Raw genomic sequence first — 18,096 nt, 5'->3', positions numbered from 1 at the left:
AGTTGAGAAGAACTTCGCGGTTCCGACGCTGAGGAGGTCAAGGCGCCGGAACGAACCCTATGATTCGCCCATCGGAGTCACCGCTGGCGCCAGCGCAGTCAACGTCTGCCCGCGTACAGGTCACCCAGCCGCCACCTAGCGCTTTGTAGATGCTGACGATGGCCAGCCGTTGATTGGTGCGGGCCACGACCAAGGCACGACGGCTGGCAAGGTCGGCCCGCTCTGCATCGAGAACATCCAGATAGATGCCTTCCCCATGCAAGAACTGCGCTCGTGCAAGGTCTGCGGCCTGCTGGGTGGTAGACGCTTCCTGGTAGCGAAGTTGTAGGGCGGCGCCTGCCGTGCTGAAAGCACCGAACGCGTTGTCAGTCTCTTCCAGTGCACGCAGCACAGTCTGGTCGTACCGGATCAACGCCTCGCGGGCGCGGGCCTCACTCGCCGCGATTCTGGCGCGAACCCGCCCGGTATCCAGGAAAGACCAGCGAAACAGTGGGGCCAGAACGCTGGACAACGCCGAGCTTCCGCCCGTGGAGCCCAGACTGCCGGCTACAACGCCGATAGATCCCTGAACTTCAATCTGGGGATACAGCCCCGCGGTCTCGATCCCGATGTGAGCAGTGGCCGCGGCCAGGCTCAGCTCTGCTGCCTCGATGTCCGGGCGCCGTGCCAACAGTGCGGCGGGATCCCCTACTGTGATGCTCCGCACCTCCAATGTCTGACGTGCGATTGACGATGCCGGCGTGACGAATGTCTGCGGTGTCTCACCCAGCAGGATGGCGAGCGCGTTGAAGGCCACATTGCGGCGGCGCTCCAACTCGGGCGCCACCACTTCAACGGCGCGCAGTGCCGCTTCCGCGCGCAGGCGGTCCAACGCGTTGGCGGAGCCGGCTTCCACTAGGTCCTCGACCAAGTGCAGGCTCTCCCGCTGAGTCTGCGTGATGTCGGCCATTACGCTCAGCTCGGCGTCCAACCCATCCAGTTCGAACCAGGTGGCGGCTACGGCGGCCGCCACGCTCGCCTGCACACCTCTAAGCAGTGCTTCGCGGGAACCGGCTTCGGCCTGGGCCGCTTCAGCCGAGCGACGGACACGGCCAAACAGGTCAATCTCCCATGACGCATCAATTGCGCCCCGATAGGTTTCGCTCCGACGAGACTGGCCCAGCGGGGTTTCCACTTCACTACGTCGGCGATTTTCATGGCCCACGTCCGCGCTGGCCCGCGGCAGGAAACCCTGGCGGCTCTCACGCAGCATGGCCCTCGACTCATCCAGGCGCGCAGCGGCGAGCCCGATGTCGTGGTTTGCGGCCCATGCGCGTTGAATCAGCGAGGTCAGCGCCGGGTCGTCGAAGGACCGCCACCACTCAGTGTCCACCGTGCCAGGTACCAGCCCGACAGACCTCGCGCCGAAGTCCGCTGGGAACGCCGCAGATGGCAACGGCGGCGGTGAGGGCGGGGAGAAGTCCGGGCCGACCGACGCGCAGGCGGACAGCATCACGCCTGCGGCAAGAGGAAGCATGAACATCCTGCGGCGACGATCGTTCACGACGCACTCTCCTGTGCAGGATGGATGGCGCCGCGCTTGCGCCTCTCGAAGCGGGACGAAATGCGGCGGATCACCACATAGAACACCGGCGTCAGGAACAGGCCGAACACGGTTACCCCCAACATGCCGGCAAAGACCGCGACGCCCATCGCCTGGCGCATCTCGGCGCCCGCACCGGTCGCCAGTACCAGCGGCACGACACCGGCGATGAAGGCCAGCGACGTCATCACAATGGGACGTAGCCGCAGTCGACACGCTTCCACCACCGCATCCACGGTGGTCCATCCCTCTGCCTCGAGTGTCCGGGCGAACTCGACGATCAGAATCGCGTTCTTGGCCGCCAGCCCCACCAGGACGATCAGGCCGATTTGCACGAACACGTTGTTGTCGCCCCCCATCAGCCAGACCCCGCCGATCGCGCTGAGCAGACACATGGGCACGATCAGCAGCACCGACAACGGCAGCAACCAGCTGTTGTACTGCGCGGCGAGGATAAGGTAGGCGAGCAGCACACACAGCGGGAAGATGTACAGCGCCGCGTCGCCGGCCAGCTTCTGCTGGTAGGTCAGCTCGGTCCACTCAAAGCTCACGCCCTCGGGCAGCACTTCCTTGGCCAGGCGCTCCATCACCGCCACGACCTGCCCCGAGCTGATCCCGGGTGGCGCGCCGCCGGAGATGTCGGCGGAGGGATAGCCGTTGTAGTGGATGACACGGTCCGGACCGGAGCTCGGGGTGACCGTCACGAATGATGACAGCGGCAGCATCTGCCCGGCAGCATTGCGGACCTGCAGCTGACCAATCGCCTCGGCCTGCATGCGGTGTTCCGCGTCGCCCTGCGCAGTGACCTTGTAGGTGCGACCGAAGCGGTTGAAGTCGTTGATGTACAGCGAGCCCAGGTAGACCTGCAGCGACTCGAAGACATCCGCCAGGGGCACGCCCTGGCTCTTGGCCTTGGTCCGGTCGATCACCACGTCAAGCTGCGGCGCGTTGACATCCAGGCTCGTCATCAGCCCGGCGACCTGCCCGGATTCGGTGGCCTTCATCATCAGGATCTGGGTCTGCTGGACCAGGGCGTCCAGCCCCACCCCGCCGCGATCCTCGACCTGCATCTTGAAGCCGCCCGTGGCACCCAGCCCGGGGACGGGCGGCGGCGGGAACACACCAAGGAAGCCATCCTGGATGCCGGCGAACTTCGCCTGCAGACGCCCTGCGATCGCCGTCGCCGCGAGATCAGGCGACGTACGGTCCTTGAACGGATCGAGCATGACGAACATGACCGCTGCGTTGGGCACGTTGACGAAACCATTGATGGACAGCCCCGGGAAAGCGACCACGCTCTCGACGCCCGGCTCGGCAAGCGCGAGCTTCGACATCTGCTTGACGACGTCGTCGGTGCGGTCCAACGAGGCCGAGTTAGGCAACTGGGCGATGCCCACCAGGTAATACTTGTCCTGCATCGGCACGAACCCCGGCGGCACCACCTTGAAGCCGAACAAGGTCAGCGCGAGCAAACCGCCGTAAACAAACAGCGCTACCCCACTGACCCGCACGAGTTTGCGCACGCCATTGCCATAGGCATCCGGTGCACGCTCGAAGGGACGGCTGAGCCGCTCGAACACCCGCCCGGCACGGCCACGCAGGCTGCGCGGATCGCGTGGGGGTGCGATCGTGCGCGGTCGCAGCAGCATCCCGGCCAGCGCCGGGCTGAGTGTGAGCGAGTTGACCGCAGACAGAATCGTGGAGATCGCGATCGTCAGGGCGAACTGCCGATAGAACTCGCCCTGCAGGCCGGTCAGGAACGCCGTGGGAATGAATACCGCAGCCAGCACCGAGGTAATCGCGATGATCGGTCCGGTCACCTCGCGCATGGCACGCCGCGCGGCCTCCAGCGGCTCCTCTCCGTCCTCGATATGCCGCTCGACGTTCTCCACCACCACGATCGCATCGTCGACGACGATGCCGATGGACAGCACCAGGCCGAACAGGGACAAGGTATTGAGAGAGAACCCCATCAGGTGCATGACGGCGAAGGTGCCGATCAGGGACACCGGGACGGCCAGCAACGGGATCAACGATGCGCGCCAGTTGCGCAGGAACAGCACCACCACGATGACGACCAGGATGATCGCTTCCAGTAGCGTGGTCGCGACCGATTCCAGCGAGGCCCTCACGAAGACCGTCGGGTCATATGCTATGCGCGACGACAGGCCTTCCGGGAAGCTCTTCTCGAGCCTGCCCATGGTCTCGCGCACGGCAGCCGACACATCGAGTGCATTCGCGCCCGGGCTCTGGATGATCTGCAGGGCCACCGCCGGCTCACCATCGAGCAGGCTGCGCAGTGCATAGGCATCGGCGCCCATCTCGATCCGTGCCACGTCGCGCAAGCGGGTGACCTGGCCGTCATCGCCGGTACGGATGATGATGTCGCCGAACTGTTCTTCGTCGGTCAGGCGGCCCAGCGTGTTCACGGTCACTTGGAAGGCGGCGGTGGAATCAGGCGCCTGCCCGACCGAACCGGCGGCGACTTGAACATTCTGCTCGCGCACCGCGGCAATGACATCGCCTGCGGTCAAGCCACGGGCGGCGATGAGGCTGGGATCCAGCCAGAGCCGCATGCTGTACTCGCCCGCTCCCCAGACCAGTACATCGCTGATGCCGGGAATCCGGGACAACTCGTCGCGCACCTGCAGATAGGCATAGTTAGAGATGTAGAGCGGGTCGTACCGCTTGTCCGGCGACAGCAGGTGGACCACCATCAGAATGTCGGGAGACGTCTTCTGGGTCACCACGCCCTGCCGCTGCACTTCCGCGGGAAGGCGCGGCAACGCACGCGACACCCGGTTCTGCACCTGGACCTGTGCCATGTCCGGATTTGTCCCATCGGCAAAGGTGACGGTAAGGATCATCCGGCCATCGGTCGCGGACTGCGAAGACATGTACATCATGCCTTCCACGCCGGTGATCGCCTGCTCCAAGGGTGCTGCCACCGTCTCGGCGATCACCTTTGGGTTGGCGCCCGGATAGGACGCCGTGACCTGGACGGTAGGCGGCGTCACCGCCGGATACTCGCTCAGCGGCAACTGGAAGAACGCGACGATGCCGGCGATCACCATCAGCACCGACAGCACGATGGCGAAGATCGGCCGGTCAATGAAGAAGCGCGGGAAATTCACTGCGCCGCTCCTTTCTTCGCGGGCGCCTTCAGCGGTGTACCGTCAATGGCACTGACCTGCGGCGTCACCTTCATGCCAGGGCGCACCAGCCCCTTAACGACGATGCGTTCGCCGCGTTGCAGTCCCTGCTCGATGACCCTCAGCCCATCCACCACCGGTCCCAGTTCTACCGGCCGGTACTCGGTCGTATCACCCTTTCCCACCACCAGCACATAGCGGTGACCCTGATCGGTGCTGATCGACTGGTCCGACACCAGCACCCGGTCTTTCGACGGGCCCGCGTCCAGTCTTACCTTGGCGAACAGGCCGGGTGTGAGCTGGCCATCGGGGTTGTCGATCACCGCGCGCACCCGCACCGTCCCCGTCCCGCGATCGGCTGCGTTGGAGAGGAAATCGAGTCGCCCCTCGCGGCTGTAGTCCTTGTCGGTGACCAGCGCCACCGCGACCTTGGCGGCTGCGGGGCCTGCAGCGGCGTCCTGCGTCCGGCCCGCGGCCAATGAGCGCAGATAGGTGCGCTCGTCCACGTCAAAATAGACGTGAAGGGGGTTGAGCGAAACAATCGTGGTAAGCGGGGTGACCCCGCTGGCAACATAGTTGCCTTCGGTGATCAGGACCTGCCCCACCCGGCCGCTGATTGGCGAGGTGACACGCGTAAAGCTGAGGTCCAGCTGCGCAGCGTCCAGGGCAGCCTTGGCCGCATCAACCTGGGCTTTGCCTGAATTCAGCGCGGCCGTGGCGGAGTCTAGTCGGTTGCGTGCCACGATCTTCTGGGCGAACAACTGTTCGGCGCGTGCATGATCGGCCTGGGCCAACGCGGAGGCCGCTTCTGCGTCGCGCAGCCGCGCGGCGGCGGCGTCATGTGCCGCCTGGAAGGGGCGCGGATCGATGTGGAAGAGCGCCTTTCCCTTCTCCACGAAGATGCCCTCCGGAACACTGACCTGCTGGATGTAGCCAGCAACCCGCGGCCGCAGCTCGACCTGCTTGACTGCAGTCAGCGAGCCGGTGAACTCGGCGAAGGGCGTAACGGGTCGAACGATAACCTCGGCTACAGGCACGCCGGGCGGCTGGGAAGAGCCAGCGCCAGGCGCGGCCTCCTTGCATCCAGCAAGAGCGAGTGCGGCGCCAATCGCCACTGTCATCAAGGTGGTGCGCGTGATTGTCATCGTTATGCCTTTCGCGACTACGGTCGGATTTCTGATGTGCTGAACCGAAGCGGCTCCGGCGACAGTTGTCCGGCATGTCACGCTTGGAAGGTCAAGCAGTTCTTGTGTGGAGGGCCGTCTGCGCGGACGTGCCGGCCACGCCGGGCGCAGGGGCCTAGTGCCAGCTTCTTGGGGGCTAAGCGCTACCGCTGTTGGACGACGGTGCCGGGCCAGAGCCCTTGAGACGAAGCTGCCTGAGCGCGTTCAATGTCACTAGCCTGGTCGCTCCGGTGTCGAGCAGCACGGCCCCCCACTGGTCAGTGATGCCCATGACCCTGGGAACCTGAACCAGCCCCTTTAGCCCCAGTGTGAGCGTCATGTTCTGATGGATGTTCGCCATGGTCGCCCGCGACAACGAGGCCAAGTGGGGCACATCAATCACCCGGCTTCTGAGCAGAGCGGCATCTGCGGCTTCTAGGGCGACATCCGTGCCGCCACCCATCGCTATCCCTCCATCAGCCGCCGCTAGCGCCTGCGTATCGTTGATTCCGTTCCCACCATTGCAACGCGGGACGATAGCTTCGTCTGGTTGACCAGTCGAAGCTTGTGCTGTGGAAGGAGCTTGGACTCGAACCCCACCCCAAGGCCGGCCGCAATGGCGTCCGCGGTGCGGCGGTCGTCGCCGGTGAGCATCATCGAACGCACGCCCATCGCCTTCAGATCCGCAACAACATGACGTCTATCAGCACGCGGCTCATCGCGCACCGCCAGCAGACCCGGCACCACGCCCCCGCTGCTCATCGATCAAGGCGGCTGCGGTAATTCCACTGGCAGAGAAGCCACTCCGAATGGCGGGTACCCGGCGCTAGGGAGCTCTTGCTGACGGGCTTGGGCGGTACTTTCGCATCGTGATAACTTCCGTCAATAAAACTGGGGTCTCGTAAGGGCTTTGGTCAACCGCTGATGCAGCCATTCGTTAGCTGAGTCACCTGGCTATTTTTGACCCCTACATTCAGTTCTCATTCCCCTCTCAACAGGTGTCCGCAGTCGGTCGAAAGTGGAAGGTGGCCTTCCCCTCGTTGGCCAACTGCAAAGTTCATGGTCCTGATCGAAAGCTGCGTTGGAGCTTCCAAAGAACGCCGCGTATTCACCTTGTTTCAAAAGTACGCAGATCGGAGTACACATCGACGCTTCAGGACTGGGAATTTGATTTTTGTATTTTGGGCTGAAATTCCTCAGCTGGAGAGAGTGATGAACGCGCTTGGGTGGACTGTATTTGCTGCTAGATCCAACTGGCTGTTGGTCTTTGCTGGTCTACTTGCTGGCTGCGCGACCACCTCCGGAGCCGAGCGTGCCGTTCACCTACAGGTAGTGCCCCTCTGCCCTGCAGCGGATACATGCGACAACCAAATGCTCACCGCGCAGAAGGCCGCTATCAAAGCACAGCGCATGCCACATGGTGCAGACGCGAATCGCGGTTGGGCGACCTGCGCGGGGATGGCATACGAGGCGATCCTCCTTGGGGATGAGGATCGGCTGCACGCCAGGTCTCTTGCTACCCGTTGCACCGACCAACTCCTGCAAGCTGCACTGCGGGAGGGTGTGCATGGTTGGAGAGAAGGTCCGCGGCGTATCGGCGGTGTAGCGATGTGGGTGCAACTCCGTGATCTGTCGCCTGACCTACAGCCAGAGTTGGAGCTAGTTCGCGCGGCAGACGTGCCAATGAAAATCTATGGTGGCCAGCGCCATTCGAGTACTGGATTCGGTGTTCCGCTCGTGGCACATTCACCACGATGCGATAACCGTCCAGCATGCTCACTACTGCCTTCGGAAGGTATCTTTCGCTCGGCGACCGCGTGGATTGAGCCGGGTGTGGACGGTGAGATGCCGAGGTTGGTCGTTGCCAATCCAGACCGTACCTCCGTCCCCCCTGCCTTGGGCGCGCTGTCTGTGGATCGATCTGCTCCCTACGCCCGCGGCGCGGGTACGACGGCCCTGCGTCGGCAAGGCGTTTGGGGGTTGCTCGGTGGGAAGAGGGTCGGGAGCCGTGCAGGTGTCTATCTGCTTGAGGAATATGACCCAAATCGGCGCCCCGTCGTGATGATCCATGGTCTTGGAAGCAGCCCACTGATCTGGGCCAGGACGTCAAACGCAATTTGGGGCGACCCCTTATTGCGACAACACTTTCAGGTCTGGCATGTGGTGTATCAGACCAACGCGCCGCTACTGGTCACCCGGCGCCGCATGAAGCAGTACCTGGACACGGCGTTCAACGCGCTTGATCCAGAGGGGGACGATGCCGCGCGTCAAGGCATCGTGCTGATCGGACACAGCATGGGCGGAGTACTGGCCAAGCTACTTAGCGCAGACAGCGGAAACGCGCTGTGGTCAGCCGCATTCAATGTCCCGCCAGATCACCTGCAGGGCGCCTCGGCGGATGTTGACGTCATTCGGGAGACATTCCTGTTTTCGCACTACCCCGGTATCAATCAGGTGATTTTCATGGCGGCACCACATCATGGAAGCCCTGCAGCTGATGGTTGGCTCGGTCGATTGATGAATCGCTTGGTGGGGCGCCGGGTCCCCGAGATGAAGGCGCTCGCCCGGGTGGCGAAAGCGCAACCAATGGCGGTACGCGAAGAGCTCCGCGAGAGCTACCAGCAGTCCCGGTTGAACAGCATAGCGACGCTGAGGGCGGCACAGCCTGTGCGTCGAGTGGGCGAGTCGCTGATGCCACATCCCGGCGTTTCCTACCACACGATTGCCGGGTATCTCCATGGGGAACACCCCCCTGGGAATGGCGTCGTACCACTGGACAGCGCGTTGCTGCCAAGTGCAGCGTCCACCTTGGTCATCGACTCGGACCACTACGTCTATCAGAACAGCAAGGCGGTTGATGAAGTGGTGCGCATTCTGAGCCAGGCCGCGACAACGAGGCCATGATCTTCCCCGCTTGCTCTTTCAAAGCAGCAGCTTCCCAAGCCCGGCTGCGATCAGCAGCAGGCACCCGCCGATGATGCTGACGTACTCCAAGAACCCATTCTTCAGCTCAGCCCTGTCCGCAGCGGACGCGGACCAATACGGGTAGAAAGCCATGGCGGTGGCCAGCGTGAATCCTGCCAGTGCAATCGCGGCCCACTCGACGTAGTAGCCCGACCCGGGATCCAGGAAAGACCAGCGAAACAGTGGGGCAGAACACTGGACAACGCCGAACTGCCGCCCGTGAGCCCCAGACTGCCGGCTAAAACGCAAATAGATCGCTGGACTTCAGTCTGGGGGTACAGCCCAGCCGTCCGGGCGCCGTGCCAACAACCCCGCGGGATCCCCGACTGTGATGCTCCGCACCTCCAATGTCTGACGTGCGGTTGACGATGCCGGCGCCAAGAATGTTAGTCAGCGTAAGTAAGGAATCCGTATTCTGAACGACTGCAGCGACACCATTCACGGAGTCGCTGTAGTCGCGCGCTAGAGCGCCGGCGAGCTCAAGATGCTATGTACTTTCGAGAAATATCTGAGATCTTTGCCGTCCCCGCGAGTTTCATTGCTAAGCGAAGCTCAGTCTTGAGTGTCTCCAGAACCGACGTGACACCTGCAGCGCCACCGAGCGCTAGCCCATAGAGAACCGGGCGGCCAACGGCCACGGCGTCCGCGCCCATGGCCAAAGCCTTAAACACGTGCACGCCACGACGGATTCCTCCATCAAGATATACCGGCACTTTGCCTTGGACAGCTTCTACCACGATCGGCAGGGACGTAATTGCTGCGGGAACGGTATCGAGCTGACGCCCGCCATGGTTGGATACTTGAATGGCAGCCGCCCCACGCGCAATTGCTTCTCGAGCATTGTCGGCAGACTGGATCCCCTTCACGACGACAGGAAGGCCGGATTCACGCGCAATGAACTCCAAGTCTTCGAACGTCAGATTGCGCTTGAATACAGTAAAAAGCTCAGCCAGGGTTGCGCCCTTTGGAGCGCCAGGGACGTTTGGAAATGGAAGATCGGACGGGAAAACAAAGCCATTTCGCCGATCAGCCTCACGATTGCCAGCCCATTCGAGGTCAACAGTGAAGACTATGGCGGTTGCGCCCATCGCCTTCGCTTGACGAATCAATTCGCGATTCACGCCCTGATCTTTGGTGTAGTAGAGCTGGAACCACTTGGGGCCTTTGCTTGCCTTACCAATGTCGGCTAACGACACATTCGCCAAGGTCTGCGCAGTGAACAATGCGCCCGCATCTGCGGCACCCTTGGCAGTGTCTTTTTCGGCGTTGACATGAGCTAGTCCATGAGCCGCCATTGGTGGAATGAAGATGGGGGTGTCCACTTTGGAGCCCAACAGCGTCGTCGAGATGTCCGGCTGATCAACCCCAGCAAGGTAGTGCGGGAGAATCTGAACATCATCGAAGGCTCTGACGTTCTCGCGGAGCGTCCACTCGTCTCCCGAACCACTGCTGATATAGCCGAATTGAGGCTTTGGAATGAGCTTGCGGGCATCCTCCTCAAGGTCATAGAGGTTGATGATGTCGAGCTTCCGCTCCGCAGTCCCGGCCTGGTAGCGCGCCGCATTGCTTGGTGCAGCGGCTGCGGCACCGGCCCCTGCGGCCAGCGCATTGGGTGAGTGGGACAGCAGACTGGCGGAGGCAGCCGCCGCAAGTGTGCCAACAAGTACTTCTCTGCGAGTTGTCATTTCCGGACTCCTGATAAAGTTGAGTGGATCCGCTGATTGGTGCTTCCCGTGTGTTGCCCTGTAGAGGGTTGACACCTCCTCTTCACTTCGCTGCGAGCATCAACGGAGAGAGATTCGATGTCTCTTCAATGTGATTTGCGCATCAATGGCTGCATTGGCGACGAGGTGAATCTTTCGCTACAGCACCAGCTTCCCAGGCCCGGCTCCGATCAGCAGCAGGCACCCGCCGATGATGCTGACGTGCTCCAAAAACCCATTCTTCAGCGCAGCCCTCTCTGCGAGGGGCGCGGACCAGTACGGGTAGAAAACCACGGCAGTGGCCAGCGTGAATCCTGCCAGCGCAACCGCGGCCCACTCGACGTAGCAGCCGGCTGCAATACAGGCCCCGGCTATCAGCTGCAGGGCGATGGTTGCCGAGAGTGCTAGAGCCGGTAGCGGCAGGCGCTTGGCATTCACCTCAGCCAATCCTGCCTTGAAGTGAAACAGCTTCTCGATGCCGCTGGCCACAAACAGCACGACCAGCAGCAGCCGGCCAACCAGCAGGAGGGCGTCATTGACGCTCACGGAATCGTTCATTGCATCCTACCTGCCGTTTCAGTACCCCGAGACGGAGCGGGCGCGGGGGTGAGAGTGACCGTGCAGGTCATGCCGGACACCAGCATCACATCGCTTGGTACCGGATCCAGCGCGATGCGCACGGGGATGCGTTGGGCGAGGCGAATCCAGGTAAAGACCGGGTTGACGTTGTGCAGTTGGCCATCGCCGCCGGCGTTGTCGCGGTCCTCGATACCGGTGGCGATGCTCTCCACTCGACCGGTCAAGTGCCGGCCACCCGCCATCAGGCGGATGTCCGCCGTGTCACCAATTCGTATGCCGGGCAAACGGGTTTCCTCAAAATAGCCATATACCCAGTACGAGCCGCTGGCAATGATAGCCATACGCGATTGGCCAGCTTGGCCGTAGTCGCCGGTGCGCAGGGTCAGGTTGGTAACCACGCCATCGACTGCGGCGGTCACCCGGGAGCGCTCCAGATCGCGTTGGGCGACCTGGCGGGCCGCCAGCGCGGCTTCATAAGCCGCCTCGGCGGCATGTACTCCGGAACGGGCAGCGGTATGGCTGCTGCGGGCTTGGTCCGCGGCGGCCGAGGCATCGGCCATTGCCTCACGCGAGATGACCAACTCACCCAGCGCGGCGCGGCGGCGGGCTTGAGCTTGCTTCATGCTGCTTTCCGAGGCGCGTTCTGCGGACTGGGCAAGTGACAGGCCCCGCTGAGCCGCAGCCTGCGCAACGTCCGCTTCTGCTTTGGCCAGCGCATCCTCGAAGCGCGCCGGGTCGATCACATACAGAAGCTGCCCCTTCTTCACGACCTGGTTGTCCTGAACGTGCACTTCGACCACGGTGCCGGACACGTCGGCAGCTACTTGCACTACATCGGCACGTACGCGCCCGTCCCGGGTCCACGGCGCATGCATGTAGTCCTCCCAGAGCCAATGGGCGAGCAAAAGGGCGATGGCCAGCAAAAGGGCCGTCAGGGCAAAGCGGATCCAGGAGTGAGTAGTCATAGCGGCAACGTAGGCAGTGGTTTTATCGACCAAGGGTCAATCCGGCAGCTGAAAACAGCGCCAGAAATAGTGATGCGCGGAACAGCGAGGGATGCCAAACGTGGCGGTACAGTCCGGTGCGAGACAGCGTCAGGTCCAGGCCGACGAACAGCACCGCGCAGGCCAGCAGGATCGGCAGCAGGCCGGGGACCAACATCCCGAGGATTCCGATTTCACGGGGCATGAGGTCCTCCTTGAGTGGGTGGCGAGAAGCTGGAATGGATCGGCAACTCTTCGTCGGTGAGAGTTAGCTCGACCGAGCGGAGCAGGGCGCGGATGCGGAACCAGGCCAGCACCAATGGTTCCTCATTGAACTGACTCAACCGTGGCAAGGCCTGCAGAGCTACATGCGTCGCAGCGAGCGCCTTTTCATGGGTGGCAGGGCTGGGGTGCTCAAACAACTCGGCCAGGGCACTGGCCCAATTCCGGCGTGCGCCAGCCCAATGAGCAGGTAGCTGCGCGGCGTGCTGCTGGCTGGCTTCCCTGATCTGGATGATGGCCCGGCCCACCTCCATCGATGCGAAGGCCCAGCCAAGCAACTGCCGTCTGCCAATCCGCCCCTCCTCCGGCCGGCCCATCGCCTGCAGGATGAAGTCACGCATGCTGCTCTCAAAATGCAACAAAAGCGTTGGCCTGACCGGCGCTCGGGTGGCCGTGCGCGCGACCAGTGCACGGATTTGGCTGAGGTAGCGCGCGGTAACCCATGCGCCGGCGTAAGGCACGAGTATGGAGAACGACAAGCTAGCCACACCGATACCGATCAGCATCGCAAAGCCGGTGTCGAGCAGGTCCATCGGATCGTACTGATGCGGGTTGTTGATGTTGCTGATGAAGCAAAAGTAGATGTTGAAGCCGAGACCAAAGACAGCCAACTTCGGGAACGTACCCAGGTAGCTGCCAAGGAAGACCACCGGCGCGATGGCCATCGCAAGCTGGGTAAAACCATCCAAGCGGGGCAGCGCGAATGCATCGAAGACGAATGCCGCCACCCACCCAGCCAGGCATCCCAAGAAGATGTTTCTACTCGCCTTGGACGGAAACGGCAGCACGGCAAACAGCGCGCTGGTGATGGCCGCTGCGATTACGGCGCTGCCACCGCCCGACCAGCCCGAGGCGACCCAGAACCCTGCGACCAACAAGACGCTGATGGCCGCGCGCAACCCGGCCGCGGTCGCAGCCATGCCATTGGCCGTGCTGAGGATGCGGGTCCGGCGGGGCGGGTTGGCCCGATCCAGCTGCGCCGGGCGGTCGCGAATGGCGATAAAACTGCGCAGGTAGGCGCGCAGGTCAGCCACGGCGAAGTACAGCGCCGACGCCGCCGCTGCAAAGGCGTCCTCAGTGTCCGTGTCTTTGACATGCGTGCCGCGCAGCCGCGCGATGGTTGCCGGCAGGGAAGCCACCAAAGCGTCCAGCCGCAGCTCCAGAGCACGTACCTCATCCAGAGGGATCCGGCCGTCCTCACCAGCCTGCGGGAGCAACGCGTAGACCTCGTCAAATAGCGCGTCGATGGCCACCATGGCGTGTGCCGCGTTTGCGCGCTCGGCCCTGGCGCGGATCTGCCGCATCATGTGGAAGCCGGCGGCAGTATCCAGAAAATCGTGGTTGAGGCTGGCCATCAACGGCGCACCGAGCCGGAGCGCAGGATCTTCGAAGATCGCCGCACTGCGCAGCTGCTCGATCTGCGCTCGCTCACCCAGCAACTGCAGGTGCAGCCGACTGGCCCGTGGCTGGGCATCATTCACCTGCCAATGCAGGGAATCGCGGATGAAGCCGATGAACGTGCTGGCATGCCGTTGCCCCAGGGCGAACAGTGCTTCCTTGACGTGCAACGGGAACAACAGGGCGCTGACCAAGGCTGCGGCCGCGACGCCGATAACGACTTCGCTCGCCGTATGTACTACGTTGTCGAAGACCGCGTACGGAGCATTCCAGGCTGGAATGGCCACGATCGCGGTCGCATAGCCCGTCAGCACAAAGCCGTATGACTGGTAGTTACGGTAGTAGGCAGCCCCATACACGCAAACAGCGAGCCAGGCCGCCAGGGCGATGAAGAAGACCAGCGGCTGCTGCGCAAAGGCGGCAATGAGAACCAGTCCTGCCAAGCACCCTACCAGCATCCCGATCGCGCGATAGATGCCGCGTGCGATCACCATCCCGACGTGCTGATGCATCATCAGGATGACCACCGAAACGGTGGCGGTGCGCGGAGGGGCCAGATTCAGCCGCATGCACACCCACAGCGCCAGCACCAAGGCGAGACACGTCTTCGTGGCGTGCAGAAGACGTGGCCGGTCTTCCTGCCACCACGTGGCCAGGTGTGTCGTAATGGGCGCGGGGGTGAGTGGCGCAGTAGATGCAGACATAGTGCGCAGCTCGGAAGAGGGGGGCGGGATAGGTGTCCCGCCCCCGTGGGTGCTACTTACTCGGACTGGTCGTAGGAGAACTGGATGCCCGCCGTACCGCCGGTCTCGATGAAGAGCTTCATGAAGTCCGGAACGGTTTCTTTACGCTGCCAGTCACGCTGGAGCTCGCAGAACAGCTGCACCACGCTGATCGGCTTGGCACCGGCCTGCTCGATGCGGCGAAGCGCGGCTTCGTGGGCGGCCACAGAAGTGCCACCAACCGCATCGACCACCACATAGACTTCGTAGCCTTCGCGCAGGGCGTCCAGCGCCGGGAAGGTCAGGCAAGCCTCGGTCCAAAGCGCGGTCATGATCAGCTTCTTGCGGCCGGTCTCTTCGACGGCCTTGCGGAACTCGATGTCTTCCCACGAGTTGATGGTGGTGCGATCGTAGGTCGGGTAGTCGCCCAGCACCTTGCGCAGCTGCGGAATCGGCGGCTTGTTCAGGCCGGTCTTCACATTTACCGTCGAGTGCACGATTGGCAGGCCATAGGCCACGGCCGCCTTGGATGCGCCGACAATGTTGTTGACCAGCAACTGTCGATCCATCGAGGCGATGGAGTTCACCTGCACGGGCTGGTAGTCGATGATGATGAAGGCGGAGTTCTGCGGCGTCAGAAGATCATCTTTCTTGGGGTCACGGATCGGTTCGCTGGACATGTCATTCTCCGGGGGATTGGCGGCAAAGCGCCGCAGTGGATGCCCTGTGTGGGGCGATAAAACTCAGGCCAAACGCTCAAGCACCATGACGATTTCTCGCGATTCAATGTCCGCATCGCCATCGGCATGGAAGGATTGGATGTGCGGACTATGGTTGTGGTGATGCTGCTGGTCTTCCGGACTTGCCCACCTCTCGATGAAGACGAAGCGGCCTTTGTCGTCAGCGTCCCGGTAGAGGTCGTAACGAAGGCTCCCCGCCTCGGCTCGCGACGGCTCGACCAGGCCGACCAAGTTGCTGCGCAGATGCTCTTCGCGGCCGGGCTTGGCACGGAGCACGATCAGCACATTGAGTTCATTCATGGGACACCTGTCTGGCTGGGAACAATTCGAGATCAGCATTAGCCATGGGAAAGTCCGGCGGTAGTCCCCAAAAAATGACCTGACCGTCTCATGGCGTGAACAGTTGGGGGCCTGTGCCTTTGATGCTGCCTTCTGTTGACACTCAGTTAACGAAACGCAGCTTGCCGGAACGTCATTCGACAGACAGGGCGCCAGAGTCATGAACCGCACGTCCACCTACAAAGGTCATTAGCGACCTGAGCGTGTGGATCTTTTTGGCCGGCATCGTGAGATAGGGCTGATCCAGGACGACAAGATCAGCAAGCTTTCCGGGTTCCAGCGAACCGCGGGTTTCTTCGGCGAAGGACAGCCAGGCGGCAGTGCGTGTGTACATGCGCAACGCTGCGTCGCGGCTGATCAGGTTGTCGTCTTGCCGGCGCACACCAGCCAGAGGCTGGCCATCGACGTGGTACTGGATGGCGTGCCACACACCGGCCACGCCGATGCGCGTGGAGTCGGTCCCGCCTGCCACCGGAATACCGAGCTCCAAGGCGGCACTGACGGGTGCCGCAGACGCTGCGACGTCGGCCGAGTTGGCCGCGTGAATAGCGGTCGTCTCAAAGTAGGGCCCCATCTGCACGCTGTAGGCCAGGCCTAGGCGCGCCATGCGCTGCAGTGTGCGATCCGAACCAGTGTTGAGGTGGGCGATCGACCAGCGCAGAGGCCGCAGATCGTGGTCACGGGCCACCTCCTCGAAGGCATCGAGGATTGCACTCGCGGCATCATCGGTGTAGGCATGGATCTCCAAGGGGATCCGTTGCTCCGCAGCGAATCTCGCCACCTTGGCCAACTCGTCGCGCGCCACAGCCGAAGGGTTGAATCCCGGTGCCATCAACACGCCGTCGTTCATAGCGGTCACCAGGTTCTCGCCCAAGCCTAGGAACGCGATCTGGCCATCGTCGTGACGGGGCGGTCGATAGGCCATGACGTGCCGGAACCACTCGGCCTCACCGCCATTGATGACAGCGGGAATCCGGTAGCCGGCCCTGAGGGTCAACTCCCCTCGATCTCGTAACAGGAACAGTGGTTGATAGGTCTCGGGCGGGCCAGCGGACGGATCGATGAACCCGGTCACGCCGCGCGCATTGAGGTCGGCAAAGAAGGTCTTGAGGCTCTTATAGTGATCGGCCGTCTGGCTCAGCCACGCGAATAGCGCGTTGAAGGGGCCGATACCACCGAGCAAGCGGCCTGTGGCTTGACCATTGGCATCGCGCTCCACGGTGATGCCCGGCGGCAGCTGCGCGTCGGGTGAGTCCAGGCCCAACGTGTCAACGCCTGCGCTGTTTACCTGCGCATAGTCATACAGGTACTGAACGTATGCAGGGTGATCCGGAACGGCCTGGTCCAGGTCTGCACGGGTGGGGCCACGACCTTCGTCGAACTGCTCGGGATGCCATGAGCCGACGACGGCAACCCACTGGTCAACAGGGCGGGCCGACGCGTCGCGCCCCAGTTTTGCCAACGCCGCGGCCAAGCTTCCTTCGTCATGCCAATAGGTCTCAAACGTGTACGTTTGGCCACCTCGGATTGCATGGGCGTGAGTATCGATCAGCCCAGGCACGACCGTGTACCGCTGCAGGTCGATGACCTTGGTGCTCGGACCGATGTGACGTTTCATGTTGCTATCACTGCCGACCGCGAGAATCCGCCCGCCCTGTATGGCAATGGCGGTTGCTCGTGGCGACTTCGGATCCTGCGTCAACAACAGGCCATTGCGAAGAACAATCTCCGCATCCTGGGCAAGGGAGGGACCCGGCAGAAGGAACAGGAGTGAAAGCAGAATGGGTAAGGGGCGCACAGCCGTCTCCGTGACTTGGCAAAACATGGATAGGCGCACGGCACGCCGTGCGCCTTGGTCGAATCAGCGTGCAGGCGACGCCTTTTTAGCTGCATCAGCTTCAAGGGCCTCTACTGTGATACGAACCTCAACCTCATCGCTGACCATCGGCAGTGCCACGGATAGCCCGTAGTCAGAGCGTTTGATCGTTGTCGTGGCATCAAAGCCAATGGCCGGCGCCTTGAACATGGGATGCTGAGCTTCGCCGTTCAAAGTTGCATCGAGGACGACTGGACGTGTGACGCCATGTGCCGTCAGATCGCCCTGAATCCGGAACGCACTGCTTATCCCGACGCGCTCGACACGGGTGCTGCGAAACGTGATCACCGGATGTTGGGCGGCATTGAAGAACTTCTCGCTCTGGAATTCGGCGTCCAGCACCGGAACCCGAGTGCGGATGCTGTTGACCGGCATGGATACCTGGACCGACGACTTGGAAGGGTCTTCTCCATCCCAGATCAGAGTGCCGGACACGGCGTCGACACTGGCCGCGGGATTGGACAGCCCAAGATGGTTCCAGCGGAAGTCCACCTGGGTGTGGGTCGGATCGATGGTGTATGTGACCGGCTTGGCCGATGCAGTGGCTGCCGCCAGTACCGAGACAAGGGCGAAGGAGAGTGCCAGTACCTGATTGTTCATGAGAAAGGTCCTA

At 62.5% G+C, this 18,096-nt stretch carries 14 protein-coding genes; 1 reads left to right on the top strand and 13 read right to left on the bottom strand.

Annotated features, from left to right (window positions below; genetic code table 11):
• Window positions 1-37: 37 nt before the first annotated feature.
• From QOL57_RS20415 to QOL57_RS20400, 4 genes are all read right to left on the bottom strand, one after another.
• Window positions 38-1,543: an efflux transporter outer membrane subunit gene (locus tag QOL57_RS20415; RefSeq protein ID WP_280521853.1), complete on the bottom strand. Its 1,506-nt coding sequence runs from the start codon at window positions 1,541-1,543 to the stop codon at window positions 38-40.
• Window positions 1,540-4,716, bottom strand: coding sequence for an efflux RND transporter permease subunit (locus QOL57_RS20410; RefSeq protein ID WP_089241633.1), 3,177 nt, complete (start codon window positions 4,714-4,716; stop codon window positions 1,540-1,542). Before QOL57_RS20410 ends, QOL57_RS20415 begins: the two co-directional genes overlap by 4 nt.
• Window positions 4,713-5,879: an efflux RND transporter periplasmic adaptor subunit gene (locus QOL57_RS20405; protein ID WP_089241635.1), complete on the bottom strand. Its 1,167-nt coding sequence runs from the start codon at window positions 5,877-5,879 to the stop codon at window positions 4,713-4,715. Before QOL57_RS20405 ends, QOL57_RS20410 begins: the two co-directional genes overlap by 4 nt.
• Window positions 5,880-6,383: 504 nt before the next feature.
• Window positions 6,384-6,659, bottom strand: a complete 276-nt coding sequence (locus QOL57_RS20400; protein WP_244900852.1) for an HAD family hydrolase — start codon at window positions 6,657-6,659, stop codon at window positions 6,384-6,386.
• 297 nt (window positions 6,660-6,956) lie between these two features.
• On the opposite strand from QOL57_RS20400, the gene QOL57_RS21465 reads away from it, so the two are divergent.
• Entirely contained in the window at window positions 6,957-8,801 is a 1,845-nt protein-coding gene (locus QOL57_RS21465; RefSeq protein ID WP_141134272.1) for an alpha/beta hydrolase, read from the top strand.
• A 539-nt stretch (window positions 8,802-9,340) separates the two neighbouring features.
• Here QOL57_RS21465 and QOL57_RS20390 read toward each other — a convergent pair.
• The 9 genes from QOL57_RS20390 to QOL57_RS20350 form a co-directional block, all read right to left on the bottom strand.
• Window positions 9,341-10,546, bottom strand: coding sequence for a lactate oxidase (locus QOL57_RS20390; RefSeq protein WP_089241641.1), 1,206 nt, complete (start codon window positions 10,544-10,546; stop codon window positions 9,341-9,343).
• A 177-nt stretch (window positions 10,547-10,723) separates the two neighbouring features.
• Window positions 10,724-11,122, bottom strand: a complete 399-nt coding sequence (locus QOL57_RS20385) for a DoxX family protein (protein ID WP_089241643.1) — start codon at window positions 11,120-11,122, stop codon at window positions 10,724-10,726.
• The gene (locus QOL57_RS20380; RefSeq protein WP_342351576.1) at window positions 11,119-12,141 is read right to left on the bottom strand and encodes an HlyD family secretion protein; all 1,023 of its coding nucleotides are present in this window, start codon (window positions 12,139-12,141) and stop codon (window positions 11,119-11,121) included. Before QOL57_RS20380 ends, QOL57_RS20385 begins: the two co-directional genes overlap by 4 nt.
• Complete coding sequence (locus tag QOL57_RS20375; protein ID WP_089241645.1) at window positions 12,131-12,331, bottom strand: DUF1656 domain-containing protein; 201 nt, start codon at window positions 12,329-12,331, stop codon at window positions 12,131-12,133. The genes QOL57_RS20380 and QOL57_RS20375 overlap by 11 nt, the downstream gene beginning before the upstream one ends.
• Window positions 12,321-14,510 carry an FUSC family protein gene (locus tag QOL57_RS20370; protein WP_089241647.1) on the bottom strand — a complete coding sequence of 730 codons (2,190 nt, stop codon included), beginning with the start codon at window positions 14,508-14,510 and terminating at the stop codon, window positions 12,321-12,323. Before QOL57_RS20370 ends, QOL57_RS20375 begins: the two co-directional genes overlap by 11 nt.
• A gap of 56 nt (window positions 14,511-14,566) precedes the next feature.
• Window positions 14,567-15,208, bottom strand: coding sequence for a hydrolase (locus QOL57_RS20365; RefSeq protein ID WP_089241649.1), 642 nt, complete (start codon window positions 15,206-15,208; stop codon window positions 14,567-14,569).
• Between the two features lie 63 nt (window positions 15,209-15,271).
• Entirely contained in the window at window positions 15,272-15,568 is a 297-nt protein-coding gene (locus QOL57_RS20360) for a putative quinol monooxygenase (RefSeq protein WP_089241651.1), read from the bottom strand.
• Between the two features lie 172 nt (window positions 15,569-15,740).
• Complete coding sequence (locus QOL57_RS20355; protein ID WP_198512192.1) at window positions 15,741-17,405, bottom strand: amidohydrolase; 1,665 nt, start codon at window positions 17,403-17,405, stop codon at window positions 15,741-15,743.
• Window positions 17,406-17,468: 63 nt separating this feature from the next.
• Window positions 17,469-18,083 (bottom strand): YceI family protein, encoded by a 615-nt coding sequence (locus QOL57_RS20350; protein WP_089241655.1) that lies wholly within the window; start codon window positions 18,081-18,083, stop codon window positions 17,469-17,471.
• Between the last annotated feature and the right edge of the window lie 13 nt (window positions 18,084-18,096).

The organism is Stenotrophomonas sp. yr243, from assembly GCF_900184195.1.
Classification (GTDB): Bacteria; Pseudomonadota; Gammaproteobacteria; order Xanthomonadales; family Xanthomonadaceae; genus Stenotrophomonas; species Stenotrophomonas lactitubi.
This window is presented reverse-complemented; position numbering and strand designations above follow the sequence as displayed.

Excerpts from the sequence above, each read along its gene's own strand:
- QOL57_RS20370 (WP_089241647.1), bottom strand. The coding sequence starts at position 14,510 with ATGTCTGCATCTACTGCGCCACTCACCCCCGCGCCCATTACGACACAC.
- QOL57_RS20400 (WP_244900852.1), bottom strand. The coding sequence starts at position 6,659 with ATGAGCAGCGGGGGCGTGGTGCCGGGTCTGCTGGCGGTGCGCGATGAG.
- QOL57_RS20390 (WP_089241641.1), bottom strand. The coding sequence starts at position 10,546 with ATGACAACTCGCAGAGAAGTACTTGTTGGCACACTTGCGGCGGCTGCC.
- QOL57_RS20405 (WP_089241635.1), bottom strand. The coding sequence starts at position 5,879 with ATGACAATCACGCGCACCACCTTGATGACAGTGGCGATTGGCGCCGCA.
- QOL57_RS20365 (WP_089241649.1), bottom strand. The coding sequence starts at position 15,208 with ATGTCCAGCGAACCGATCCGTGACCCCAAGAAAGATGATCTTCTGACG.
- QOL57_RS20350 (WP_089241655.1), bottom strand. The coding sequence starts at position 18,083 with ATGAACAATCAGGTACTGGCACTCTCCTTCGCCCTTGTCTCGGTACTG.
- QOL57_RS20375 (WP_089241645.1), bottom strand. The coding sequence starts at position 12,331 with ATGCCCCGTGAAATCGGAATCCTCGGGATGTTGGTCCCCGGCCTGCTG.
- QOL57_RS21465 (WP_141134272.1), top strand. The coding sequence starts at position 6,957 with ATGGTCCTGATCGAAAGCTGCGTTGGAGCTTCCAAAGAACGCCGCGTA.
- QOL57_RS20360 (WP_089241651.1), bottom strand. The coding sequence starts at position 15,568 with ATGAATGAACTCAATGTGCTGATCGTGCTCCGTGCCAAGCCCGGCCGC.
- QOL57_RS20385 (WP_089241643.1), bottom strand. The coding sequence starts at position 11,122 with ATGAACGATTCCGTGAGCGTCAATGACGCCCTCCTGCTGGTTGGCCGG.